General features: G+C 68.2%; 16 protein-coding genes and 1 riboswitch. Of the genes, 3 read left to right on the top strand and 13 right to left on the bottom strand.

Annotation, left to right across the window (positions count from 1 at the left end):
- Positions 1 to 2: 2 nt before the first annotated feature.
- From gspD to ACIGHN_RS04475, 3 genes are all read left to right on the top strand, one after another.
- Positions 3 to 2630, top strand: a complete 2628-nt coding sequence (gene gspD, locus ACIGHN_RS04485) for a type II secretion system secretin GspD (RefSeq protein ID WP_396503431.1) — start codon at positions 3 to 5, stop codon at positions 2628 to 2630.
- An 18-nt stretch (positions 2631 to 2648) separates the two neighbouring features.
- The gene (locus ACIGHN_RS04480; protein ID WP_056415093.1) at positions 2649 to 4037 is read left to right on the top strand and encodes a GspE/PulE family protein; all 1389 of its coding nucleotides are present in this window, start codon (positions 2649 to 2651) and stop codon (positions 4035 to 4037) included.
- Positions 4038 to 4403: 366 nt separating this feature from the next.
- Positions 4404 to 6728 carry a hypothetical protein gene (locus ACIGHN_RS04475; protein WP_396503430.1) on the top strand — a complete coding sequence of 775 codons (2325 nt, stop codon included), beginning with the start codon at positions 4404 to 4406 and terminating at the stop codon, positions 6726 to 6728.
- Between the two features lie 82 nt (positions 6729 to 6810).
- Here the strand turns inward: ACIGHN_RS04475 and ACIGHN_RS04470 are convergent, their stop codons facing one another.
- The 13 genes from ACIGHN_RS04470 to mraY form a co-directional block, all read right to left on the bottom strand.
- Complete coding sequence (locus ACIGHN_RS04470) at positions 6811 to 8466, bottom strand: methyl-accepting chemotaxis protein (protein WP_396503429.1); 1656 nt, start codon at positions 8464 to 8466, stop codon at positions 6811 to 6813.
- Positions 8467 to 8742: 276 nt separating this feature from the next.
- On the bottom strand, positions 8743 to 10644 hold the full coding sequence (gene thiC / locus ACIGHN_RS04465; protein WP_396503428.1) for a phosphomethylpyrimidine synthase ThiC: 1902 nt from the start codon (positions 10642 to 10644) through the stop codon (positions 8743 to 8745).
- Between the two features lie 174 nt (positions 10645 to 10818).
- Positions 10819 to 10960, bottom strand: a riboswitch (TPP riboswitch).
- Between the two features lie 56 nt (positions 10961 to 11016).
- Positions 11017 to 11193 (bottom strand): hypothetical protein, encoded by a 177-nt coding sequence (locus ACIGHN_RS04460; protein ID WP_200912413.1) that lies wholly within the window; start codon positions 11191 to 11193, stop codon positions 11017 to 11019.
- Positions 11194 to 11255: 62 nt separating this feature from the next.
- Complete coding sequence (lpxC, locus tag ACIGHN_RS04455) at positions 11256 to 12179, bottom strand: UDP-3-O-acyl-N-acetylglucosamine deacetylase (RefSeq protein WP_396503427.1); 924 nt, start codon at positions 12177 to 12179, stop codon at positions 11256 to 11258.
- Between the two features lie 320 nt (positions 12180 to 12499).
- A complete protein-coding gene (ftsZ, locus tag ACIGHN_RS04450; RefSeq protein ID WP_056415078.1) occupies positions 12500 to 13741 on the bottom strand; it encodes a cell division protein FtsZ in 1242 nt (413 codons plus the stop codon).
- A gap of 175 nt (positions 13742 to 13916) precedes the next feature.
- Positions 13917 to 15146, bottom strand: coding sequence for a cell division protein FtsA (gene ftsA / locus ACIGHN_RS04445; RefSeq protein ID WP_008903721.1), 1230 nt, complete (start codon positions 15144 to 15146; stop codon positions 13917 to 13919).
- A 98-nt stretch (positions 15147 to 15244) separates the two neighbouring features.
- Complete coding sequence (locus ACIGHN_RS04440) at positions 15245 to 16051, bottom strand: cell division protein FtsQ/DivIB (RefSeq protein WP_396503426.1); 807 nt, start codon at positions 16049 to 16051, stop codon at positions 15245 to 15247.
- Entirely contained in the window at positions 16048 to 17049 is a 1002-nt protein-coding gene (locus tag ACIGHN_RS04435) for a D-alanine--D-alanine ligase (RefSeq protein WP_396503425.1), read from the bottom strand. The genes ACIGHN_RS04440 and ACIGHN_RS04435 overlap by 4 nt, the downstream gene beginning before the upstream one ends.
- Positions 17046 to 18479, bottom strand: a complete 1434-nt coding sequence (gene murC, locus ACIGHN_RS04430; RefSeq protein ID WP_396503424.1) for a UDP-N-acetylmuramate--L-alanine ligase — start codon at positions 18477 to 18479, stop codon at positions 17046 to 17048. Before murC ends, ACIGHN_RS04435 begins: the two co-directional genes overlap by 4 nt.
- Positions 18476 to 19537: an undecaprenyldiphospho-muramoylpentapeptide beta-N-acetylglucosaminyltransferase gene (gene murG / locus ACIGHN_RS04425; RefSeq protein ID WP_396503423.1), complete on the bottom strand. Its 1062-nt coding sequence runs from the start codon at positions 19535 to 19537 to the stop codon at positions 18476 to 18478. Before murG ends, murC begins: the two co-directional genes overlap by 4 nt.
- A complete protein-coding gene (gene ftsW / locus ACIGHN_RS04420; RefSeq protein WP_396503422.1) occupies positions 19534 to 20805 on the bottom strand; it encodes a putative lipid II flippase FtsW in 1272 nt (423 codons plus the stop codon). Before ftsW ends, murG begins: the two co-directional genes overlap by 4 nt.
- Entirely contained in the window at positions 20802 to 22790 is a 1989-nt protein-coding gene (gene murD, locus ACIGHN_RS04415; protein WP_396503421.1) for a UDP-N-acetylmuramoyl-L-alanine--D-glutamate ligase, read from the bottom strand. Before murD ends, ftsW begins: the two co-directional genes overlap by 4 nt.
- Positions 22787 to 23965, bottom strand: a complete 1179-nt coding sequence (gene mraY / locus ACIGHN_RS04410; protein WP_056173130.1) for a phospho-N-acetylmuramoyl-pentapeptide-transferase — start codon at positions 23963 to 23965, stop codon at positions 22787 to 22789. Before mraY ends, murD begins: the two co-directional genes overlap by 4 nt.
- Between the last annotated feature and the right edge of the window lie 27 nt (positions 23966 to 23992).

The following is a 23992-nucleotide window of genomic DNA, read 5'->3' as shown; positions in this document are numbered from 1 at the left end:
CTATGACTTCCTTGTTCTCACCCCGCCTTGATTTTGCTCTTAAAGCGATAGCTGCCAGCGTCCTGCTGGCTTGCGCCAGCGGCCAGATCAATGCACAAACCGCCATCGACACCCGCACCGGCAGCGTGCGATCGGGCGAGCCGGTCACGCTGAACTTCGCCAACGCCGAGATCGAAGCCGTGGCGCGCACCATGGCCACCATCACCGGCCGCAACGTGGTCGTGGACCCGCGCGTGAAGGGCCAGCTCAACCTCGTCACCGAGCGCGCCGTGACCCCGGCGGCGGCCTTCCAGCAGTTCCTGGCCGCGCTGCGCCTGCAGGGCTTCACCGTGGTCGAAGCGGCGGGCCTGTACAAGGTGGTGCCCGAGGCCGATGCCAAGCTGCAGGGCGGCAGCGTGAGCGTGGTGCAGGGCAGCTCCGGCAGCGCGCCGGGCGGCGGGCAGATCGTCACGCAGATCTTCAAGCTCAACTTCGAAAACGCGGCCAACCTCGTGCCCGTGCTGCGCCCGCTGATCAGCCCCAACAACACGATCAACGTGAACCCCGGCAACAACTCGCTGGTCATCACCGACTACGCCGACAACCTGCAGCGCCTGGCGCGCATCGTGGCAGCGATGGACGTCTCCAACGCCAGCGACGTGGAGGTGATCCCGCTGCGCAACGCCGTGGCCACCGACCTGGCGCCGCTGGTGGCGCGCCTCATCGACGGCGGCAGTGCCGCCGTGGGCGTGCCGGCCGCTGGCCAGGGGCAGTCGGACACGTCGTTCAAGACCACTCTGATCGCCGAGCCGCGCAGCAACTCGCTGATCCTGCGCGCCGCCAACCCGGCGCGCGTGGCCCAGGTGCGCGCGCTGGTGGACCGGCTGGACCAGGCCCCCGTGCCCGGCAGCAGCGCATCCACCGGCAACATCCACGTGGTCTACCTCAAGAATGCCGACGCCACCAAGCTTGCGACCACCCTGCGCGCTGCCATGGCGGCGATGGGCACGGGCAACAGTGCGGGGGGTGCCGCAGGCGGCGGCGGTGTCAGCAGCCCCGCTACGCCCAGCGGCAGCCTGAGCGGCGGCAACAACAGCGGCAGCATGCTGTCCACGGGCACGGGGCTGTCCAACAGCAGTTCGGGCGGACTGGGTGCGGGCAGCAGCGCCATGGGCACCAGCAGCACCAACAACAACCAGCCATCCACCGGCGGCCAGATCCAGGCGGACCCCACCACCAACTCGCTCATCATCACGGCGCCGGAGCCGCTGTACCGCCAGCTGCGCACGGTCATCGACCAGTTGGACGGGCGGCGTGCGCAGGTGCTGGTGGAAAGCCTGATCGTGGAAATCTCGGCCAACAAGCTGGCCGAGTTCGGCATTCAGTGGCAGGGCATTCTGGGCAAGCAAGGCGACGGTACCGTGGGCGTGATCGGCACCAACTCCGGGCAGGCCGGGGCCAACATCCTGGGCATCACCGCGGCCCTGGCATCGGGCAACGCTGCGAGCATCGCCTCGGCCGCGGGCACCCTCGGTCAGGGATTGAACGTGGCGCTGGCGCCGCGCATCAACGGCCAATACTACCTGGGGGCACTGGCCAACTTCCTGCAGAACAGCGGGGACGCGAATGTGCTCTCCACCCCCAACCTGATGACGCTGGACAACGAAGAGGCGCGCATCATCATCGGCAACAACGTGCCCTTCGTCACGGGTTCGTACGCCAACACCACGGGCAGCAGCACGGTCAACCCGTTCCAGACCGTCGAGCGCAAGGACGTGGGCCTGATGCTCAAGGTGCGACCGCAGATCAGCGAAAACGGCACGGTGAAGATGGCGATCTACCAGGAGGTTTCCAAGATCGACACGTCGACCCTCAGCAACGCCAACGGTCCGAGCACCAGCAAACGCTCCATCGAATCGAACGTGGTGGTGGACGACGGCAGCATCATCGTGATCGGCGGCCTGCTGGAAGACAGCTATCAGCAAGGCCAGGACAAGGTGCCGGTGATGGGCGATCTGCCGGTGGTGGGCAACCTGTTCCGCAGCGAAACCCGCTCGCGCAACAAGACCAACCTCATGGTCTTCCTGCGTCCCATCGTGGTGCGCGACAACGCCACCAGCGACGCTTTGATGGTGGACCGCTATGAAGCCATCCGCGCGCTGCAGCAGGCCACGCAGCCCGCTCCAAGCCTGCCCATGAAGACGGTGTCGGGCGCACCCATATTGCCTCCTCTGCCGGAGCGATTCACCGCCCCTGCCCCTGCGCAACCGGCGACCGCTGTGCCCGTGCCCGTCCCCATGCAGCAACTCACCCCCGTGGTGCCGCTGCCTCCGCCAGCACCCACCGGCGCACCGATCAGCAGTGCGCCTGCGCAACCTGTTGCAGCACCGCCCGCGACTCCCCAGGCCGCGGTTTCGCTGTACTACGTCAACATCGGCACCTTCGGCGATGACGCGCAGTCCAAGGCCTCGATGGCCCGCCTGCGCAATTCGGCGCTGCCGCTGGCGCTGCAGTCCGTGGAGACCAACCGCGGCACGGCCACCCGCGTGCGCGTTGGCCCCTACGCGACCGAAGAGGCTGCCCAGGCCGCCGCAGCCACCGTGCGCGGCAAGCTGGCGCTGAACGCCACGGTGGCGGCGCAGCCGCTGTAAACCAGGGATCGCCCGCCCATGCGCCACCCCCTGCCCTACGCCTTTGCCCGCACCGCCCAGTTGCTGCTGGAGGATGACGGCCACCAGCTTGTGCTGTGGCACGGCCCGGCCCCCGACGCGGGTGCGCTGTCCGAAGTGCTGCGCAAGCACGCGGTGCAGCAGTTGCTGCCGCTGGACGCGCCGGGCCTGGCGCAGCGCATCAGCGCCGCGTACTCGCACAGCGAATCGAGCGCCGCCACGGTGGTGAGCGAGGTCGAGAGCGACGCCGACCTCTCGCGCATGATGCAGGAGCTGCCCGCGGTGGAAGACCTGCTGGAATCCGCCGGCGACGCGCCCATCATCCGCATGCTCAACGCCCTGCTCACGCAGGCCGCGCGCGACGGCGCGAGCGACATCCACATCGAGCCGTACGAGCGCCACTCCAGCGTGCGCTTTCGGGTGGACGGCACGCTGCGCGAGGTGGTGCAGCCCAACCGCGCGCTGCACGCCGCGCTGATCTCGCGCCTGAAGATCATGGCGGACCTCGACATCTCCGAAAAGCGCCTGCCGCAGGACGGCCGCATCAGCCTGCGCCTGGGCACGCGGGCCATCGACGTGCGCGTGTCCACCCTGCCCAGCGCCCATGGCGAGCGCGCCGTGCTGCGCCTGTTGGACAAGAGCGAAAGCAAGCTGAGCCTGGAAGCCGTGGGCATGCAGGGCGACACGCTGCACCGCTTCGAAGGCCTGATCTCGCAGCCGCACGGCATCATCCTCGTGACCGGACCCACGGGCTCGGGCAAGACGACCACGCTGTACGCGGGCCTGGGGCGCCTGGACGCCACGCGCAACAACATCATGACGGTGGAAGACCCCATCGAGTACGAGCTGCCGGGCGTGGGCCAGACCCAGGTCAACAGCAAGATCGAGCTGACCTTTGCCAAGGCCCTGCGCGCCATCCTGCGGCAGGACCCGGACATCATCATGATCGGTGAAATCCGCGACTTCGAGACCGCGCAGATCGCCATCCAGGCCTCGCTGACGGGCCACCTGGTGCTGGCCACGCTGCACACCAACGACGCCGCCAGCGCGGTGACGCGCCTGACCGACATGGGCGTGGAGCCCTTCCTGCTGTCGTCGTCGCTGCTGGGCGTGCTGGCGCAGCGGCTGGTGCGCAAGTACTGCAGCCACTGCCACGGCAGCGGCTGCGAGCACTGCGGCCAGACGGGCTACACGGGCCGCACCGGTGTGTTCGAGCTGCTCGTGACCAACGACGCGATCCGCGCGCAGATCCACAACCAGGCATCCGAAGCCGACATCCGCGCCGCGGCGATGGCCGACGGCATGGCGCTGATGCGCGACGATGGCGAACGCCTGATCGCCGCGGGCATCACCAGCCGGGAAGAAGTGCTGCGCGTCACGCGCGACTGAGCGTCCGGCAGACCCGCACCGCCGGGGATACGGCCGGGCGCGGTGCGGGCGAGGGCTTGCGCGATGCAGCGCATTGCGCCCTCGCCCCGGGTTACTCCCACCACGAAACGCTATATTTTTTGTAGCTGCCAGCGCTTTCTCATAGCGCGGTAGCGGCCAAAACCTTCCGTATCTTCCCCTACGGATCGCCCGGCGCTGCTGTCAGCCCAGTCTGACAGGGCCACTGGCCCGTGACCGCTGGAAGCCGGGCAGGCAGCCGCCCAGAATGGAAAGCCTGCAACCCGGCGAGGCGCGGCCTGCGCCCGCCGCGGTATCCGCCCCGCCTCCATTCCCATTGGCCCGCCGATCGCGCCCGCACCCATTCCCATGCACCCACCACCGACCCCGCCCCACCCATGGCAATTCTTCCGCGCCGGGGGCGTGGACCAGGTGATCATCCGATCCGGCGAGGACATCGCCCGGTTGCCGGAGCTGGACCAGAAGCTCTGGGTGGCCCTGGCCTGCCCCACGCGCGGCATCGAGTTCGACGAGCGCACGCTGGATCTGATCGACATCGACCACGACGGCCGCATCCGCCCCCCGGAACTGCTGGCCGCCTGTGCCTGGGCCTGCGCGCAGCTGCGCGACCCTGCCGAGCTGACACGGCCCGGCGATACGCTGGACATCGCAGCCATCGACGACAGCACCGAGCCGGGTGCGGCGCTGGCAGGCGCAGCGCGTCGCATCCTCGCCATGGCGGGGAGCCCTGATGCCACCGCCATCTCGCTGGCCGAGGTGGTGGCGCGCAGCGAGCAACTGAGTACCCTGCGGTTCAACGGCGACGGAATCATCACCGTGGAGACGGCGCAGGGCGACGCGCTCGCCCGCACCGCGATCGAGCACATCCTGAAGACCCAGGGCAGCACCCCGCCCGTGGGCGACCCGCCGCTGCCGGGCATCGACCGCGCCCGCGCCGAAGCGTTCTTTGCCGACCTGGACAAGATCGCCGCCTGGGCTGCCAAGGCCCGTGACGCCACCACGGCACTGGCCCTGGGCGAACACACGCTCAGGGCGACCGAGGCCATGAACGCGGTGGCCCACAAGGTGGAAGACTTCTTCGCCCGCAGCCGCCTGGCGGCCTACGACCTGCGCGCGGCCACGGCGCTGAACCCGTCGCTGGAGGAATACACCGCCATGGCGCGCCAGGAGCTCGACCTGTCATCCAGCGCCATCGCCACCCTGCCGCTGGCACCCATCACGCCGCGCGGCCTGCTGCCGCTGACCGAGGGGGTCAACCCCGCCTGGGCGGCCGCGCTGCACACCTTTCGCGACCATGCCGTGGTGCCGCTGCTCGGGCACGACGTGGACACGCTGACGCAGGAGGGCTGGCACACCATCGCGCAGGCGCTGGCGCCCTGCCAGCAATGGCTGCAAGACCGGCCCGCCACCGCGGTGGACACGCTGGGCGACGAGGTGCTGACCGCCCTGCACGCCACGGACGCGCGCCAGCGCGTGATGGACCTGATCGCCGACGACGAGGCCGAGCAGACGCACAACGCGCACACCAAAGACCTGGAAAAGCTGCTGCGCTTCAAGCGCGACCTGCTGGAGCTGCTGAACAACTTCGTGTCGTTCTCCGCGTTCTACCAGCGCCGCGGCGCGATCTTCCAGGCCGGCACGCTGTACCTGGATGCGCGCAGCTGCGACCTCACGGTGCAGGTGGCCGACGCCGCGCAGCACGCCAAGCTGGCGGGCTTGGCCAAGACCTACCTCGCCTACTGCCAATGCACGCGCAAGGGCCAGAAGATGGGCATCGTGGCAGCGTTCACCGCGGGCGATGTGGACTTCCTCTTCGTGGGCCGCAACGGCGTGTTCTACGACCGCAAGGGCCAGGACTGGGATGCCACCATCACCCGCATCGTCGAGAACCCCACCAGCATCGGCCAGGCCTTCCTGTCGCCCTACAAGAAGTTCGTGCGCCTCATCGAAGAGCAGGTGGCCAAACGGGCGGCAGCCGGCGAGGCACGGGCGCAGAAGTCCCTGGGCGCCACGGCCAGCTCGCTGGCCAACACGCCCCTGAAGGCTGCGGGCACGGCGCCTGCGGACGCCGTCACGGCCACCGTGCCCCGCCGTACCGACGTGGGCACAGTGGCCGCCATCGGCGTCGCGCTGGGCAGCATCAGCGCAGTGCTGGTCGGCGTTTTCGCCAAGTTCGTGGACCTGGGGGTGTGGATACCGCTGGCGCTGGCGGGCATCGTGCTGGCCATCTCGGGGCCCAGCATGCTGATCGCCTGGCTCAAGCTGCGCCAGCGCAGCCTGGGGCCGCTGCTGGATGCCAGCGGCTGGGCCATCAACGGGCGCATGCGCATCAACACGCGGCTGGGCAGCTCGCTGTCGCAGACGGCCAAAGTGCCTGCCACTGCGCGCCGCACGCTGCAGGACCCGTTTGCGGAGTCGAAGGCACCGCTGTGGTGGAGCGCGGCGGCGCTCGTGGTGGTGGTGGCGCTGGGGGTGGCTGCGTGGCGCCTGCAGTGGTTCGACCGGTGGACCACTGCGCCTGCGCGGGCTCCGGCAGCGACGGCGCCTGCGCCGGCTTCAGCGGCTTCGTCTGCGGCCACCGTGCCGCCAGCCACGGGCAGCGCTGCCCCCGTGAACCCCGCCACCGCCCTGCCGGCCGCCACCGGTGCGGCTGCGGCGTCCAGCGCCCGCTGATTCTCCTGCGCGACAGGGCCTGAGCAAAAAGCAAAAGGCCGGTCGCCCGGCCTTTTGCGTGTGGGCTGTGCCCTGTGCAGGGTCAGCGAATCTGCAGCGCGGGCCGGCGCGGTGCCTGGGCCACCGCCGGTGCCGAGGGCTCGCCAGGCGCACCGAACGCCGGCGAAGACCCCGCGGCGCCTTCCTGCAGCCGGAACTGCCGCACGGCGCTGGTCAGGTGCACGGCCTGCTCGCGCAGGGATTCCGACGCGGCGGTGGACTGCTCCACCAGCGCGGCGTTCTGCTGCGTCATCTGGTCGAGCTGGGTGACGGACTGGCTGATCTGGCCGATGTTGTCGCTCTGCTCGGCCGACGACGCGGTGATCTCCGCAATGATGTCGGACACGCGGCGCACGCTGCTCACGATCTCGGTCATCGTCGCGCCGGCCTGGCTCACCAGGCGCGAGCCGTCTTCTACGCGCTCCACCGACGAGCCGATCAGGCCCTTGATCTCCTTGGCCGCCGCCGCACTGCGCTGGGCCAGGCTGCGCACTTCGCTGGCCACCACGGCAAAGCCTCGGCCCTGCTCGCCCGCCCGTGCGGCCTCGACCGCAGCGTTCAGCGCCAGGATGTTGGTCTGGAACGCGATGGAGTCGATCACGCCCGTGATGTCGGCGATCTTGCGCGAGCTGGTGGTGATCTGGTCCATGGTGGTGACCACCTGCGACACCACGGCGCCGCCGCGTGCGGCCACCTCGGCGGCAGACGATGCGAAGTCGCTGGCCTGGCGCGACGACTGCGCGCTTTGCTGCACGGTGCTGGTCAGCATTTCCATCGACGATGCAGTCTCTTCCAGGTTGGCCGCCGTCTGCTCGGTGCGGTGGCTCAGGTCGTGGTTGCCGCTGGCGATCTCGGAGCTGGCGGTGGAGATGTTGCCCGCCGAGTCCTGCACCTGGCGCACCAGGCCGCGCAGCGCGTCCTGCATGCGACCCATGGACACCACCAGCTGGCCCACTTCGTCGTGGTTCATCACCACCACGTCGCGCGACAGGTCGCCGCCGGCGATGCGCTCGGCCAGCTCCTGCGCCTGGCCCAGGGACTTGGTGATGGAGCGCACGCTGAAGAACGTGAGCGGAATCAGCACCGCCAGGCCCAGCAGCAGGCCGATGCCGATCAGCGCCGACATGGCCTTGGCGCGCGACTCCACGCCCGCGCGGGCCTCGTCCATCTGGGTGCGGGCCGACGTGGCCAGGCTGGAGAACAGCTTGTCGGTGGCTTCCATGTGCACCTTGAAACGGTCGGCGTAGGCGCCACCGCCCGCACCGTCGAGTTGCGCGCGTTCGATCTGCTCGAAGATGGGGGAGATGCCGGTTTCGTACTGCTTGATCTCGGCCAGCGACTTGTCGATGGACTCGACAAACGCTGCATCGCCGGACTGCACCTGGCGCACATCGGCCAGGCTCTTGCGCAGGGCGGCGAGGGTCTTGGCCCAGGTCTCGCGCAGTGCGGAGACTTCGACCGAGTTGTTGAAATTGATGATGATGTCTTTTTCGGTGCGGCGCAGATCACCCAGTGTGGTGCGCAGCTCGGACATGTCGGTCAGCGTCTGCACCCGCTCCGAGAACAGCACCTGCAGCGTGCCGCGCGTGCGGTCCAGTGCCACATAGCCCATGGCGCCAATGACGACCAGCAACATCAGCGAAAAAACGGTTCCGAAGTACAGGCGGGTGCGGATCGAAAAACGGCCCAGAGCATTCATGGCTCTTCCTTACATTTTTTAACAGACAACCCAGCATAGCAAATTTGGTGCCACGCCACCACCCGTCCTTCTGGGCCGGGCGTGGGCGCGACTATATGCTGTGCGGGCCTGTCAAAAGCACAGGGTAAGCCCCGGCTTCCCAGGCGCAGCAGGGAAACCCTGGAGCCAGTAGCCGGGCTAATGGGAATGCGATCTACGGGAACACCCCTACTGATACGACGACCAAAAAAAGATGCATGGAGCGTCCTTTCGCTTGGTGTCCAGGGGCCTGGGTCGTCAGGCCTTGCCCTGCCCTGGCGCCGCGCCTTCGGCCACGATGGGCACGTACAGCTGACCGCCCTGGCGCTGGAACTCCACCGCCTTGGTCTCCATGCCGCGGGCCAGTGCTTCCGACTCGGCCATGCCCTTTTGCGCGGCGAATTCGCGCACCTCGTGCGTGATCTTCATGGAGCAGAACTTGGGGCCGCACATGGAGCAGAAATGCGCCACCTTGGCGCTGTCTTTCGGCAGCGTCTCGTCGTGGTATTCCTTGGCCGTGTCGGGGTCCAGGCCCAGGTTGAACTGGTCCTGCCAGCGGAAGTCGAACCGCGCTTGGCTCAGCGCATCGTCGCGCGCCCGGGCGCCCGGGTGGCCCTTGGCCACATCGGCCGCATGCGCCGCGATCTTGTACGCGATGATCCCTTGCTTGACGTCATCGCGGTCGGGCAGCCCCAGGTGCTCCTTGGGCGTCACGTAGCACAGCATGGCCGTGCCCATCCAGCCGATCATGGCCGCGCCGATGGCCGATGCGATGTGGTCGTAGCCCGGTGCGATGTCGATGGTCAGCGGGCCCAGGGTGTAGAACGGCGCCTCGTGGCAGGTCTTGAGCTGCTCGGTCATGTTGGCCTGGATCATGTGCATGGGCACGTGGCCGGGGCCTTCGATCATGGTCTGCACGTCGTGCTTCCAGGCCACCTGGGTCAGTTCGCCCAGCGTGTGCAGCTCGGCGAACTGGGCCTCGTCGTTGGCGTCCGATGCGCAGCCGGGGCGCAGGCCGTCGCCCAGGCTGAACGACACGTCGTACGCCTTCATGATGTCGCAGATGTCCTCGAAGTGCTCGTACAGGAAGCTCTCGCGGTGGTGTGCCATGCACCACTTGGCCATGATGGAGCCGCCGCGCGAGACGATGCCCGTGCGCCGCTGCGCGGTGAGGTGGATGTAGGCCAGCCGCACGCCCGCGTGGATGGTGAAGTAGTCCACGCCCTGCTCGGCCTGCTCGATCAGCGTGTCGCGGAAGATCGCCCAGGTCAGGTCCTCGGCCACGCCGCCCACCTTCTCCAGCGCCTGGTAGATGGGCACCGTGCCGATGGGCACGGGCGAGTTGCGCACGATCCAGTCGCGCGTGGTGTGGATGTTCTTGCCGGTGGACAGGTCCATCACGTTGTCGGCGCCCCAGCGGATCGCCCACACCAGCTTTTCGACCTCTTCCTCGATGCTGGAGGTGACGGCCGAGTTGCCGATGTTGGCGTTGATCTTGACCTTGAAGTTGCGCCCGATGGCCATGGGCTCGACCTCGGGGTGGTTGATGTTGGCGGGGATGATGGCGCGGCCCCGGGCTACTTCATCGCGCACGAATTCGGGGGTGATGATCTTCGGGATGCTCGCGCCCATGGGGTTGCCCATCAGGCGCTGCTCGCGGCCCGCGTCCTGCATGTACTGGGCCATCCACTCGCGCTTGCCGTTCTCGCGCAGGGCCACGTATTCCATCTCGGGCGTGACGATGCCTTTCCTGGCGTAGTGCATCTGGGTCACGTTGGCGCCGCTCTTGGCACGCAGCGGTGCGCGCTGCAGCGCGGCCGCTTCGGTGCGCAGTTGGGCCAGGCGCGCGGCGTCTTCGCTCTTGCTGCCGTCGTCCAGCGCCACACGCTGGCGGCCGTCGTACAGCTCGGTGTCGCCGCGCGCGGCGATCCAGCCACCGCGCACGCTGGCCAGGCCCTGGCGCACGTCGATGGTCGCCGTCGGGTCGGTGTAAGGGCCGGAGGTGTCGTACACGCTGACCTGCTCGCCATTGGTGAGCGCAATGTCGCGCACGGGCACGCGGACATCGGGGCGGCTGCCGGTCAGGTAGCTCTTGGTGGAAGCGGGGAAGGGTTCGCGGGTGAGCGCGAGCAGGTGGGCGAACTTGTCGGGGGCATTCATGGCGGGCACATTCCTATCGTTGGGATGGATCTGTGCTCCGCAATAGGCCGGCATGGACCGCACGCACCCTGGCGGGTGCCCGGGCGCACCGCCAAGGCCCGACAGGCCCTCGCTGTGCGCACGTTGCGCGCCAACGCTGCCCGGTGGGCGGGGTGTTGGTACGCAGGTGCGGAAAATTCCGACTGCAGCTCTTCTTACGCTGGTACTAACCAGATCAAGTTCGCGGTTCCGGCGGTAAGGTCCGCCGTCTCAGCACGCCCAGCAGCCTGTTCGACGTTGTCGAAGCAGGCCCCTACGTGCACCCCGGAGCAGGCGCGAGTATAGGCCACTGTGCGGGCCGGGGGAAACTGCGGCGGTACAGGGCAGGAGCTGTCAGGTCACCCGGTCGATCAGCACGACTGCGAAAAACACCACGGCAGCGATCACCGTCCACTTCAGGATGGCCAGGCCGATGCGCTTGTAGTGCGCCTGGCCTGTGCCCACGTAGAAGCCAAAAGAGACAGCCGCTGCCAGAAGCAAGAAGATGGCGAGCCAGCGAACGATGATCATGGTGGGACGTGCCTTTCAGCAGTGCGCAACAGGGCCGGTCCGCCGGCCAGCGAGACCCACGGTCACCAGGCTCGCGCCGGCTGCGCAAAGCCGCCAGGGGCCTGGCGCTCGGCCTCGAAGGTCACCACTTCCCAGGCATCGCGCTGCGCCAGCAACTCGCGCAGCAGCAGGTTGTTCATGCCGTGGCCCGAGCGGAACGCGCTGTACGCCGCCAGCAGCGGCTTGCCGATGAGGTACAGGTCGCCCATGGCATCGAGGATCTTGTGTTTGACGAACTCGTCGTCGTAGCGCAGCCCGTCGCTGTTGAGCACCTTGTAGTCGTCCATCACGATGGCGTTGTCAAGACCGCCACCGAGTGCCAGGCCGTTGGACCGCATCATCTCCACGTCGCGCGTAAAGCCGAAAGTGCGGGCGCGGGCGATGTCGCGGCTGTAGTTGCCGGCGCCCATGTCGAACTCCACACGCTGGCCGGTGGAGTCCACGGCCGGATGGTCGAAGTCGATCTCGAAGCTGAGCTTGTAGCCGTGGTACGGCGCGAGGCGCGCCCACTTGGTGTTGGCGCCCTCGCCCTCGCGCACCTCCACCGGGCGGGTCACGCGGATGAAGCGCTTGGGAGCGTTCTGCAGTTCCACGCCCGCGCTCTGCAGCAGGAACACGAACGATGCCGACGAACCGTCGAGGATGGGCACCTCTTCGGCCGTGATGTCCACGTACAGGTTGTCGATGCCCAGCCCCGCGCAGGCCGACATCAGGTGCTCCACCGTGTGCACCTTGGCGCTGCCCACCGCGATGGTGGACGCCAGCCGGGTGTCGGTCACGGCCTCGGCGCGGATCGGAATGTCCACCGGCTGCGGCAGGTCCACCCGCCGGAACACGATCCCGGTGTCCGGCTGCGCAGGCCGCAGGGTCAGCTCGACCCTCTGACCACTGTGCAGGCCCACGCCCACGGCGCGGGTGATCGTCTTGAGGGTGCGTTGCTGAAGCATCCGGGGATTTTAGTGGGGCGACCCCGCGAAAACCATCCGCAGCTTCCTATGACCTTGATAGGAAACGGATTGGTTCAATTCAGTTAGTGAGAGCAAGTTGAGTCACTGCGCAATTGGACGTTTAACAGCTACGCCTCTGAACGCTGTGCTTGAGGTGCCTGACGAAAGGACCGCTCAATCGGACAACGGCGGACCAAAACTGGCGCGACCCAGGCCAGAGACACCGCGCAAGGGCCGCCCCGCCGCGCTGTTTTCGTCCCCCCTCCCGCGCAGCGAGAGAGGGGGTGAAGCGGCGTAGCCGCTCAGGGGGGAGTACCGAATCAATCTGCTTGTTTACGCAGGAAAGCCGGGATTTCCAGATCGTCCATGCCACCCGACGACAGCGCGTCCACCCGGGCTGCCGCCTGCGTGCGGTTGGTGCGCCACACGCTGGGCACCGACATGCTGCCGTAGTCGGCCTGGGTGCTGCCGGCATGGCCGCCCTGCACGCCCACGGCCGAGCCGATCACGCCGGCGCCGGTGAGCGGCATCTGGTAGGCCACGTTGTCCGTGCCCGTGCGCAGGCCGCCCTGCACCACCGAGATCGGTTGGCGGCGCGCGTTGGGGCGCGACAGGCCGGTGGCGACCACGGTCACGCGGATCTCGTCGCCCAGGCTGTCGTCGTAGGCGGCACCGTAGATCACGTGCGCGTCGGGCGAAGCGTAGGCATTGATGGTGCTCATGGCCAGGCGCGATTCGGACAGCTTGAGGCTGCCCTTCGCGGCCGTCACCAGCACCAGCACGCCCTTGGCGCCCGACAGGTCGATGCCTTCGAGCAGCGGGCAGGCCACGGCCTGTTCCGCAGCGATGCGGGCGCGGTCCGGGCCGCTGGCGGTGGCCGTGCCCATCATGGCCTTGCCGGGCTCGCCCATCACGGTGCGCACGTCTTCGAAGTCGACGTTCACGTGGCCGTATTCGTTGATGATTTCGGCAATGCCGCCCACGGCGTTCTTGAGCACGTCGTTGGCATGGGCGAAGGCTTCGTCCTGGGTGATGTCATCGCCCAGCACTTCCAGCAGCTTCTCGTTGAGCACGACGATCAGCGAATCCACGTTGGCTTCGAGCTCGGCCAGGCCGTTGTCGGCGTTGGTCATGCGGCGGCCGCCTTCCCAGTCGAACGGCTTGGTGACCACGCCCACGGTGAGAATGCCCATTTCCTTGGCCACGCGGGCAATCACGGGTGCAGCACCCGTGCCCGTGCCGCCACCCATGCCGGCGGTGATGAACAGCATGTGTGCGCCATCGATGGCCAGGCGGATGTCGTCCACCGCGGCTTCGGCGGCTTCACGGCCCTTGTCGGGCTTGCTGCCGGCGCCCAGGCCGCTGCCGCCCAGCTGGATGTGGCGGTGGGCCGAGCTGCGGGTCAATGCCTGCGCGTCGGTGTTGGCGCAGACAAACTCCACGCCCTGCACGCTGCGGGCAATCATGTGCTCGACGGCGTTGCTGCCGCCGCCGCCCACCCCGATCACCTTGATCTGGGTGCCCTGGTTGAATTCTTCGGCTTCGATCATTTCGATGGTCATGTTGGAGCTCCTGTTTCTTTCACTGAATTCGTTTGCAATCTCGTGTGCGACTGCCAATGGGTTGTTCGGTATGTCATCGTGCGCAGTGGGGGCGGCGGTCCGGTACATCGTCGCCATCGCCCACGCGGTATTCGGTGCGGGCTGCCTCGCGCCAGCCAGAGAGGAAATTTCATGGTCAGAAATTCCCCACGATGAAGTCCTTGAAGCGGCCAAAGGCCGTCTTCATGGAACCGCTTTTCTGTGCCACCTTGAAGCCGCGCAGGCGTGCCAGACGCGCCTCTTCCAGAAGGCCCATGACGGTAGCAGCTCTGGGCTGTGCCACCATGTCAGACAAAGCGCTGGAATACTTCGGAATGCCACGCCGAACGGGCTTCAAGAAGATGTCTTCACCCAGCTCGATCATCCCGGGCATGACCGAGCTACCGCCGGTGAGCACGATGCCCGACGACAGCACTTCTTCGTACCCCGACTCGCGCACCACCTGCTGCACGAGCGAGAAGATCTCTTCCACCCGCGGCTCGATCACGCCGGCCAGCGCCTGCTTGCTCAGCATGCGGGGGCTGCGGTCGCCCAGGCCCGGCACTTCCACCTGCGCCTCGGGGTCGGCCAGCAACTGCTTGGCGTAGCCGCTTTCGACCTTGATGTCCTCGGCGTCCTTCGTGGGCGTGCGCAGCGCCATGGCGATGTCGCTGGTGATGAGGTCGCCCGCGATCGGGATCACCGCCGTGTGGCGGATCGCGCCGCCGGTGAAGATCGCCACGTCGGTCGTGCCCGCGCCGATGTCGACCACCACCACGCCCAGCTCGCGCTCGTCGTCGGTCAGCACCGCCTGGCTGCTGGCCAGCGGGTTGAGCATGAGCTGCTCGACCTCCAGGCCGCAGCGGCGCACGCACTTGATGATGTTCTCGGCCGCGCTCTGGGCGCCGGTCACGATGTGGATCTTGGCTTCGAGGCGGATGCCGCTCATGCCGATGGGCTCCTTCACATCCTGCCCGTCGATCACGAACTCCTGCGGCTCCACCAGCAGCAGGCGCTGGTCGCTGCTGATGTTGATGGCCTTGGCCGTCTCCACCACGCGCGCCACGTCGGCCGAGGTGACTTCCTTGTCCTTGACGGCCACCATGCCGCTGGAGTTGAGGCCGCGGATATGGCTGCCGGTGATGCCGGTGTACACACGCTGGATCTTGCAGTCGGCCATCAGCTCGGCCTCTTTCAAGGCCTGCTGGATGCTCTGCACGGTGGCGTCGATGTTGACCACCACGCCGCGCTTGAGGCCATTGCTCGGAGCCACCCCCAGGCCTGCCAGCTTGAGCTCTCCATTGGGCAGCACCTCGGCGACCACGGCCATGACCTTGGCCGTGCCGATATCGAGCCCCACCACAACGTCTTTGTATTCTCTTGCCATATCAGTCTCTGCCCTTCTCTGTTCTGCCTGGCCGCCCCTCGGTCGGCACCACACCCTGGCCCGTACGCTTGCGCGCCTCGATCTGTTGCTGCATGCCGTTACCTCCTGCGCCCCGCGGCCGGTGCACCTGTACCATCCGCCGCCACCGTGGTCACGCCGCGCATGCGCAGCGCGTACCCGCCGGTGTGCCGCAGGTCCGCGGACTCCAGCGCATCCACGCGGCGGTGGTACTGCGCCGCCACCTGGGTGAGCGTGCGCGTGAACCGCTGGGTGCGCTGCACCACCTCCGCGGGCGTGCCGCCACCGAGCTCGACCACTGCGCCGCTATCGAGCGTCACGCGCCAGCCGCCGCGGCCGGTCAGCTCCAGCGTCTCGACCTCCATCCCCAGCGGCGTGAAGACCGGCGCCAGCAAGCCATGCATCTGCAGCACCTCGGCGGAGCTGCCCGCCGGGCCCAGCAGTCGCGGCAGGCCTTCCTGCTCCACGTCGCCCACGTTGGCCTCGAACACCTCGCCCTGCGTGTTGACCAGCGCCGAGCCGCTCTCGGGCCCCCAGTACGCCACCGCGTCGTGCTCCTGCAGCTGCACATGCAGGCTGCCGGGGTACACGCGCTGCACCTCGGCGCGGCGCACCCAGGGCACTTGCTCGAACGCCTCGCGGGCCGCGCGAAGGTCCACCGTGAAAAAGTTGCCGGCCAGGTGCGGCGCCACATTGGCCCGCAGCGTGACCGCGTTGTTGTGCACCAGGTCGCCCTGCACCACGATGCGCGACACCGCAAAGCCGGGGTAGCGCAGCACCCACCACGTCCCCGCCACCAGCACGCCCGCAGCCAGGCACACGAACAGGGCCGAGGCGGTCCAGTTCATGAGCTTGACGTCCAGCGGTGCCGGCAGGGTGGAGGTCATGGGTGGGCGGCTCCTTGTGCGGCGCGCGCGGGCGTATCCAGCGCCGCGTCTGCCAGGATGCGCAGGCACAGCGCTTCATAGCTGATGCCCGCAGCACGCGCAGACATCGGGACCAGCGAGTGCCCCGTCATGCCGGGCGACGTGTTCATCTCCAGCAGGAAGGGCTTGCGGTCGCTCGCGCGGATCATCAGGTCGGCGCGGCCCCAGCCCCGGCAGCCGAGCGTGCGGTAGGCCTCCAGCACGATGCGCTGGATCTCGCGCTCCTCGGCCTCGGGCAGGCCACTCGGGCACTGGTACTTCACGTCGTCGGTGAAATACTTGTTCTGGTAGTCGTAGGCGCCATCCGGGGCCGCGATGCGGATCACGGGCAGCACCACGGCATCGGCACCCTGGCCCAGCACGGGGCAGGTCACCTCTTCGCCGTCGATGAATTCTTCGCAGAGCACATCGGGGTCGTAGCGGGCCGACAGCAGCACGGCCTCCTGCATGTCCGAGTAGCCGCGCACCTTGGTCACGCCGATCGACGATCCCTCGCGCGGCGGCTTCACGATCAGCGGCAGGCCCAGCTCGTCGGGCACCGTGCGCACCACCTCGCGCTGCTGGCGGTCCGGTGCCAGCCACACGTAGCGCGGCGTGGGCAGGCCCTCGGCCGTCCACACGCGCTTGGTCATGACCTTGTCCATCGCAATGGCCGAGGCCATCACACCCGGGCCGGTGTACGGAATGCCGAGCAGCTCCAGCGCGCCCTGCACCGTGCCGTCCTCGCCGTGGCGGCCATGCAGCGCGATGAAGCAGCGGGCGTAGCCGTCGCGCTTGAGATCGCTCAACTGGTTCTGCGCCGGGTCGAACGCATGCGCGTCCACGCCGCTGGAACGCAGCGCCTGCAGCACGCCGCTGCCGGACATGAGGGACACCTCGCGCTCTGCGGAGTCGCCGCCCATCAGCACGGCGACCTTGCCCAGGGCCTTCACATCGATATTGAGTTCAGAAACAGTCATACCGCGCTCCCCTCCAGCGCCTTCAGCTCATTATTTTGTAGCAAATCGACCACCTTGCCCGGCACGGCCCCGATAGAGCCTGCGCCCATGCACATCACCACATCGCCCGCCCGGGCGTTGTCGGCAATGGCCTGCGGCAGGTCGGACACGTTGTCGACGAACACCGGCTCCACCCGGCCGGCCACCCGCAGCGCACGGGCCAGGGAGCGGCCGTCGGCCGCGACCACGGGTGCCTCGCCGGCGGCGTACACCTCGGTCAGCAGCACGGCGTCGGCGTTGCCGATCACCTTGACGAAATCCTCGAAGCAGTCGCGCGTGCGGCTGTAGCGGTGCGGCTGGAAGGCCAGTACCAGGCGCCGCCCGGGGAAGGCGCCGCGCGCAGCCGCCAGCGTGGCCGCCATCTCCACCGGGTGGTGGCCGTAGTCGTCGATCACGGTGAACGTGCCGCCGCCCTTGGCGGGCATGTCGCCGTAGTGCTGAAAGCGCCGGCCCACGCCCTTGAAGCCCGCCAGCGCGCGCTGCACGGCTTCGTCGGGGATGTTGAGCTCCACCGCGATCGCGATGGCCGACAGCGCGTTGAGCACGTTGTGCTCGCCCGCGAGGTTGAGGACCACTTCCAGGTCGGGCAGCGTGACGCCGTTGCGCCGCTGCACGGTAAAGCGCATCTGCCCGGCCTCGGCGCGCACATCGATGGCGCGCACCTGGGCGTCTTCCGAAAAGCCGTAGCTGGTGATCGGGCAGGTCACGCTGGGCATGATCTCGCGCACCGCGGGGCTGTCCACGCACAGCACCGCCGTGCCGTAGAACGGCATGCGGTGCAGGAAGTCGACGAACGCGCCCTTGAGCCGGCCGAAGTCATGCCCGTAGGTCTCCATGTGGTCGGCGTCGATGTTGGTCACCACGGCCATCACCGGCAGCAGGTTCAGGAACGACGCATCGGACTCGTCGGCCTCGACCACGATGTAGTCGCCGCTGCCCAGCTTGGCGTTGGCGCCCGCGCTGTTGAGCTTGCCACCGATGACGAAGGTCGGGTCGAGCCCCGCCTCGGCCAGTACGCTGGTCACCAGGCTGGTGGTCGTTGTCTTGCCGTGCGTGCCCGCAATGGCGATGCCTTGCTTCAGGCGCATCAGCTCGGCCAGCATCAGGGCGCGCGGCACGACCGGGATCTTCTTCTCGCGGGCGGCCAGCACCTCGGGGTTGTCGGGCGTCACGGCCGTGGACGTGACCACCGCATCCGCACCGTCGATGTGCGCCGCGGCATGGCCCAGGCAGGTCTTGATGCCCAGGCCCTCCAGGCGCCGCAGCGTGGCGCTGTCGGCCAGGTCGGAGCCCGAGATGCGGTAGCCCAGGTTGAACAGCACCTCGGCGATGCCGCTCATGCCGGCGCCGCCCAGGCCGACGAAGTGGATGTGGCGAATGGCGTGCTTCATGCCAACTCCTCGCAGGCGGTCACCACTTCGCGGGTGGCATTGATTTTTTGCATGTTTTTGGCTTTCACCGCTGTATCTACCAGCGTGGAGCGCTCCATATTCAATAGCATCTGCGACAGGCCTTCGGGCGTCAGGTCGCGCTGCTGGGTGAGCCACCCGCCGCCTGCATTCACGAGGAACTGGGCGTTGGTGGTCTGGTGGTCGTCCACCGCCGAGGGGAAGGGCACGAACAGTGCGGCAGCCCCCACAGCCGCGATCTCGGTCACGGTGCTCGCGCCCGCGCGGCAGACGATGATGTCGGCGTCGGCAAAGGCGCTGGCGGTGTCGTCGATGAACGGCGTGCATTCGGCCTCAACGCCGGCTGCGGCATAGTTGGCGCGCAGCGCGTCGATCTGCGTCGCGCCGCTCTGGTGGATGACCACCGGGCGCTGGTCCGCAGGCATCAGCGCCACGGCCTGCGGCACGATCTCGTTGAGCGCACGGGCGCCCAGGCTGCCGCCCACCACCAGCAGGCGCAAAGGCCCGGTGCGCCCGGCAAAGCGTTCGGCGGGTGCGGGCTTGCTGGTGAAGGCGGTGCGCAGCGGGTTGCCCACCCACTGGCCCTTGGGGAACACGTTGGGGAAGGCGGTGAACACACGGTCTGCCACGCCCGCCAGCACCTTGTTGGCCATGCCGGCCACCGAGTTCTGCTCGTGCAGCACCAGCGGCTTGCCGGCCAGCACGCCCATCATGCCGCCCGGAAAGGTGATGTAGCCGCCCAGGCCCACCACCACGTCGGGCTTGACGCGGCGCACCACCGCCAGTGCCTGGCCGAATGCGCGCAACAGGCGCAGCGGCAGCAGTGCCAGCGTGACGATGCCCTTGCCGCGCACGCCCGAAAAATCGATGAGCTCGAGTGCAAAGCCGTGCGTGGGCACGATGCGCGACTCCATGCTGCCCGGCGCGCCCAGCCAGTGCACGCGCCAGCCGCGCGCACGCAGTTCTTCCGCCACGGCCAAGCCCGGAAAGATGTGGCCGCCGGTGCCGCCGGCCATGATGAGGGCGGTCTTCTGCGTCATACGCGCCCCCCTCTCATGAGGAGTTTGTTCTCGTAGTCCACCCGCATCACCACCGCCAGCGCCACGAGGTTCATCAAGATCGCCGACCCGCCAAAACTCATCAGCGGCAGCGTGAGCCCCTTGGTGGGCAGTGCGCCCAGGTTCACGCCCATGTTGATGAAGGCCTGGAAGCCGATCCAGATCGCCACGCCCTGCGCGACGAGGCCGGAGAACACGCGGTCGAGGGCGATGGCCTGGCGGCCGATGTGCATGATGCGGCGCGTCATCCACAGAAACAGCACGATGAGGATGACCACGCCCACCAGGCCGAACTCTTCGCCGATCACGGCGAGCAGGAAGTCGGTGTGGGCTTCGGGCAGCCAATGCAGCTTCTCGACGCTGCCGCCCAGGCCCACGCCGAAGATCTCGCCACGCCCGATGGCGATCAGCGAGTGCGAGAGCTGGTAGCCCTTGCCCAATGCGTGCTCTTCGCTGAACGGGTCGAGGTAGGCGAACACGCGCTCGCGACGCCAGGGCGAGCTGGCGATCATGATGCCGAAAGCCGACACCAGCACGCCTGCGATCAGGAAGAACATGCGGGCGTTCACGCCGCCCAGGAACAGGATGCCCATGGCGATCACGGCGACCACCATGAAGGCGCCCATGTCGGGCTCGGCCAGCAGCAGCACGCCCACGATGGCCACGGCGGCGCCCATGGGCAGCACGGCGCGGAAGAACCGCTCCTTCACCTCCATCTTGCGGACCATGTAGTCGGCCGCGTAGATGAGGACGGCGAACTTGGCCACCTCCGACGGCTGAAAGCCGATGGGACCGAGCGACAGCCAGCGGCGCGCGCCATTGACCACCTTGCCCACGCCCGGAATCAGCACCGCCACCAGCAGCAGCAGCGCCGCCACGAAGAGCCAGGGCGCCACGCGCTCCCACAGGGCCATCGGGATCTGGAACGCCAGCAGCGCGGCGACAAAACCCACCACCAGGTACATCACGTGGCGGGTCAGGAAATGGGTGGAGGCGTAGTTGGCAAAGCGCGGGTTGTCCGGCATGGCGATGGAGGCCGAATACACCATCACCAGCCCCCATGCGAGCAGCGCCACCACCACCCACAGCAGGGCCTGGTCGAAGCCGAGCACGCTCGCGGGCGTGCTGGTGGTGCGGGGTCGGTAGTCGGTGCCGCCCACGCGCACGGGCAACACGTCCACGGCCTTGCCCGGCAGGCCGCCGAACCAGCCGGTCACGCGCTGCAAAAGGCTGCTGGCGGGTGCGCTCATGCCACACCTCCCATCGCGTCATCGGCCAGCGCGCACACGGTGTCGCAGAACACCTGTGCCCGGTGCTCGTAGCCGCGGAACATGTCAAAGCTGGCACAGGCGGGCGACATCAGCACGGCGTCGCCTGCGTGTGCGCGCTGCGCGGCCAGCTCCACGGCCTGGGGCAATGTCTCTGCATCGACCAGGGCCACGCCGCTGTCGGCCAGCGCGGCGCGGATCAGCGGCGCGTCGCGCCCGATCAGCACCACGGCGCGTGCGTAGCGCGACACGGGCGCTGCCAGCGGCGAGAAGTCCTGCCCCTTGCCGTCGCCGCCCAGGATGACGACGATGCGGCGCTCCGCACCCAGGCCGGTCAACGCAGCGACGGTGGCGCCCACGTTCGTGCCCTTGCTGTCGTCAAAGTATTCGACGTCGCGGATGATGGCCACCGGCTCCACGCGGTGCGGCTCTCCGCGGTACTCGCGCAGCCCGTACAGCAGGGGCGCGAGCGTGCAGCCCGCGGCCGATGCCAGGGCCAGCGCGGCCAGCGCGTTCACCGCGTTGTGGCGGCCCCGGATGCGCAGCGCGTCGGCCGGCATCAGGCGCTGGATGTGCAGGTCTTCGGCGGCCTCGTTGCGGCCGCGCTTGCGGGTCTCGTCGGCGTCCATGGCGCGCACCAGCCAGGGCATGCCGCTCACGACCTCGATGCCGAAGTCGCCGGGGCGCTGGGGCATGTCGGCGCCGAAGGTGATGTGCTCGCGCACCTGGGGCTTTTGCAGCTTGACCTTGATGGGTGGCGGCAGCATCTGCATCACCGCCGCGTCCTCGCGGTTCAGGATCATCAGGCCCTTCTCGCCGAAGATGCGGGCCTTGGCGGCGGCATACGCGGCCATGTCGCCATGCCAGTCCAGGTGGTCCTGCGTGACGTTGAGCACAGCCGCCGCAGTCGGCTCGAAACCGGTGACGCCATCGAGCTGGAAGCTCGACAGCTCCAGCACCCACACGTCGGGCAGCGTGGCCGCGTCGATGTGGCCCGCCAGCGTGTCGAGCAGCGTGGGGCCGATGTTGCCGGCCACGGCCACGGTCTTGTCCGAGCGCTCCACGAGCTGGCCGGTGAGCGACGTGACGGTGGTCTTGCCGTTGGTGCCGGTGATGGCCAGCACGGCCGGCGCGTAGCCATGGGACGCCCGCAGCGTGGCCAGGGCCATGGCATACAGGCTCAATTCGCCCCCCACCGGCAGTCCAATGGCGCGAGCAGCTACAAAAACAGGAGCAACCGTGTCGGGGCTCAGGCCGGGCGACCGGTAGACCGCGTGCAGGCCCCGGCCCTCCACCAGGGCCGCGTCGAAGGCGCCGGCCACAAAACGCACCAGGGGCAGCTCGTGCCGCAGCGTGGCGAGTTGCGGCGGCGCTTCGCGCGTGTCGGCCACGGTGACGTCGGCGCCGCAGCGCACGCACCAGCGCGCCATGGCCAGGCCGGAGGCACCCAGGCCCAGGATGAGGATGTTCTGGCCCTGCAGCGGCGTCATGCCCTGGCCGGGCGGGCCCAGGGGTTCGGTGGGCGCATCGACCGGTTCGGCATCGGCATCGGCATCGTCTTGCGGCGCTGCAGGCTCCGGCTGCGCAGGGGCGTCGGCAGCGGCCACGTCGGCAAAGATCTGTGCGACGAAGTCGGCAGCGGCCTTGGCGGCGGACACGGCCGGGGGCTTTTCGGGGTCCCAGGCTGCGGCGGCGGCGGCCGCCGCGCGGGCGCCGGTAGCGGTGGCAGGGGTCTCTGCCTCGGGCTGGGGTTCGATGGACTCTGGCGATGTCCCTGGGTCGGCCACGGACTGCATAGGCGCACTGCCGGATGTGCCGGGTGTGCCGGATGTACCGGACGCGTCGGGCACCGTCGATGCGCCGTCCGACGGATCGGCAGGCACGGCCCCGCCTGCATCCGTGTCGGGAGGCAGCTTCACCGCCGAGGGGGCGGTGGTCGCGGGGATAAGGGGATCGTCCGGGTTCATCGCAGTTTCAGGGTCGACAGGCCGACAAGGCACAGCAGCATGGTGATGATCCAGAAGCGCACGACCACCTGCGTTTCCTTCCAGCCGCTCTTTTCGAAGTGGTGGTGCAGCGGCGCCATCTTCAGCAGGCGCCGGCCTTCGCCGTAGCGGCGCTTGGTGTACTTGAACCAGGTCACCTGCAGCATCACCGACAGCGCCTCGACCACGAAGATGCCGCCCATGATGGCCAGCACGATTTCCTGCCGCACGATGATGGCGATGGTGCCCAGGGCGCCGCCCAGCGCCAGCGCGCCCACGTCGCCCATGAAGACCTGGGCCGGGTGTGCGTTGAACCACAGGAAGGCCAGGCCCGCACCCGCCATGGCGGCGCAGAAGATCAGCAACTCGCCCGAGCCGGGGATGTGCGGGAAGAACAGGTACTTGGAATACACCGAGCTGCCGGTGACATAGGCGAACACGCCCAGGGCCGAGCCCACCATCACCACGGGCATGATCGCCAGGCCGTCCAGGCCGTCGGTCAGGTTCACTGCGTTGCTGGAACCCACGATGACCAGGTAGGTCAGGATCACGAAGCCCAGCACGCCCAGCGGGTAGCTCACTTCCTTGAAGAACGGCAGCTGCAGGCCCGCCTTGGGCGGCAGGTCGAGCGAGAAGCCCGACTGCACCCAGCCGACGAACAGCTCCCACACCTTGGCGTTGGAGCTCTCGGAAATGCTGAACACCAGGTACAGCGCGGCCGTGAGGCCGATCACCGACTGCCAGAGGTACTTCTCGCGCGAGCGCATGCCCTCGGGGTCCTTGTTGACCACCTTGCGCCAGTCATCCACCCAGCCGATGGCGCCAAAGCCCAGCGTGACGATGAGCACGATCCAGACGAAGCGGTTGGACAGGTCGAACCACAGCAGGGTCGAGATCGCGATCGACAGCAGGATCAGCACGCCGCCCATGGTGGGCGTGCCGCTCTTGGACAGGTGCGACTGCATGGCGTAGCCGCGGATGGGCTGGCCGATCTTGAGCGAGGTCAGCACACGGATCACCTTGGGCCCCGCCACCAGGCCGATGAGCAGCGCCGTCATGGCCGCCATCACCGCTCTGAAGGTGAGGTACTGGAACACGCGGAAGAAGCCGAACTCGGGCGACAGGCCCTGCAGCCATTGGGACAGCACTAGCAGCATGCGACACCTCCGGCAGGTTGCCGCACC

Origin of the sequence: Acidovorax sp. NPDC077693, from assembly GCF_044542805.1 — a bacterium.
GTDB lineage: Bacteria > Pseudomonadota > Gammaproteobacteria > Burkholderiales > Burkholderiaceae_C > Acidovorax.
This window is presented reverse-complemented; position numbering and strand designations above follow the sequence as displayed.

Excerpts from the sequence above, each read along its gene's own strand:
- gspD (WP_396503431.1), top strand. The coding sequence starts at position 3 with ATGACTTCCTTGTTCTCACCCCGCCTTGATTTTGCTCTTAAAGCGATA.
- ACIGHN_RS04480 (WP_056415093.1), top strand. The coding sequence starts at position 2,649 with ATGCGCCACCCCCTGCCCTACGCCTTTGCCCGCACCGCCCAGTTGCTG.
- ACIGHN_RS04475 (WP_396503430.1), top strand. The coding sequence starts at position 4,404 with ATGCACCCACCACCGACCCCGCCCCACCCATGGCAATTCTTCCGCGCC.
- ACIGHN_RS04470 (WP_396503429.1), bottom strand. The coding sequence starts at position 8,466 with ATGAATGCTCTGGGCCGTTTTTCGATCCGCACCCGCCTGTACTTCGGA.
- thiC (WP_396503428.1), bottom strand. The coding sequence starts at position 10,644 with ATGAATGCCCCCGACAAGTTCGCCCACCTGCTCGCGCTCACCCGCGAA.
- ACIGHN_RS04460 (WP_200912413.1), bottom strand. The coding sequence starts at position 11,193 with ATGATCATCGTTCGCTGGCTCGCCATCTTCTTGCTTCTGGCAGCGGCT.
- lpxC (WP_396503427.1), bottom strand. The coding sequence starts at position 12,179 with ATGCTTCAGCAACGCACCCTCAAGACGATCACCCGCGCCGTGGGCGTG.
- ftsZ (WP_056415078.1), bottom strand. The coding sequence starts at position 13,741 with ATGACCATCGAAATGATCGAAGCCGAAGAATTCAACCAGGGCACCCAG.
- ftsA (WP_008903721.1), bottom strand. The coding sequence starts at position 15,146 with ATGGCAAGAGAATACAAAGACGTTGTGGTGGGGCTCGATATCGGCACG.
- ACIGHN_RS04440 (WP_396503426.1), bottom strand. The coding sequence starts at position 16,051 with ATGACCTCCACCCTGCCGGCACCGCTGGACGTCAAGCTCATGAACTGG.
- ACIGHN_RS04435 (WP_396503425.1), bottom strand. The coding sequence starts at position 17,049 with ATGACTGTTTCTGAACTCAATATCGATGTGAAGGCCCTGGGCAAGGTC.
- murC (WP_396503424.1), bottom strand. The coding sequence starts at position 18,479 with ATGAAGCACGCCATTCGCCACATCCACTTCGTCGGCCTGGGCGGCGCC.
- murG (WP_396503423.1), bottom strand. The coding sequence starts at position 19,537 with ATGACGCAGAAGACCGCCCTCATCATGGCCGGCGGCACCGGCGGCCAC.
- ftsW (WP_396503422.1), bottom strand. The coding sequence starts at position 20,805 with ATGAGCGCACCCGCCAGCAGCCTTTTGCAGCGCGTGACCGGCTGGTTC.
- murD (WP_396503421.1), bottom strand. The coding sequence starts at position 22,790 with ATGAACCCGGACGATCCCCTTATCCCCGCGACCACCGCCCCCTCGGCG.
- mraY (WP_056173130.1), bottom strand. The coding sequence starts at position 23,965 with ATGCTGCTAGTGCTGTCCCAATGGCTGCAGGGCCTGTCGCCCGAGTTC.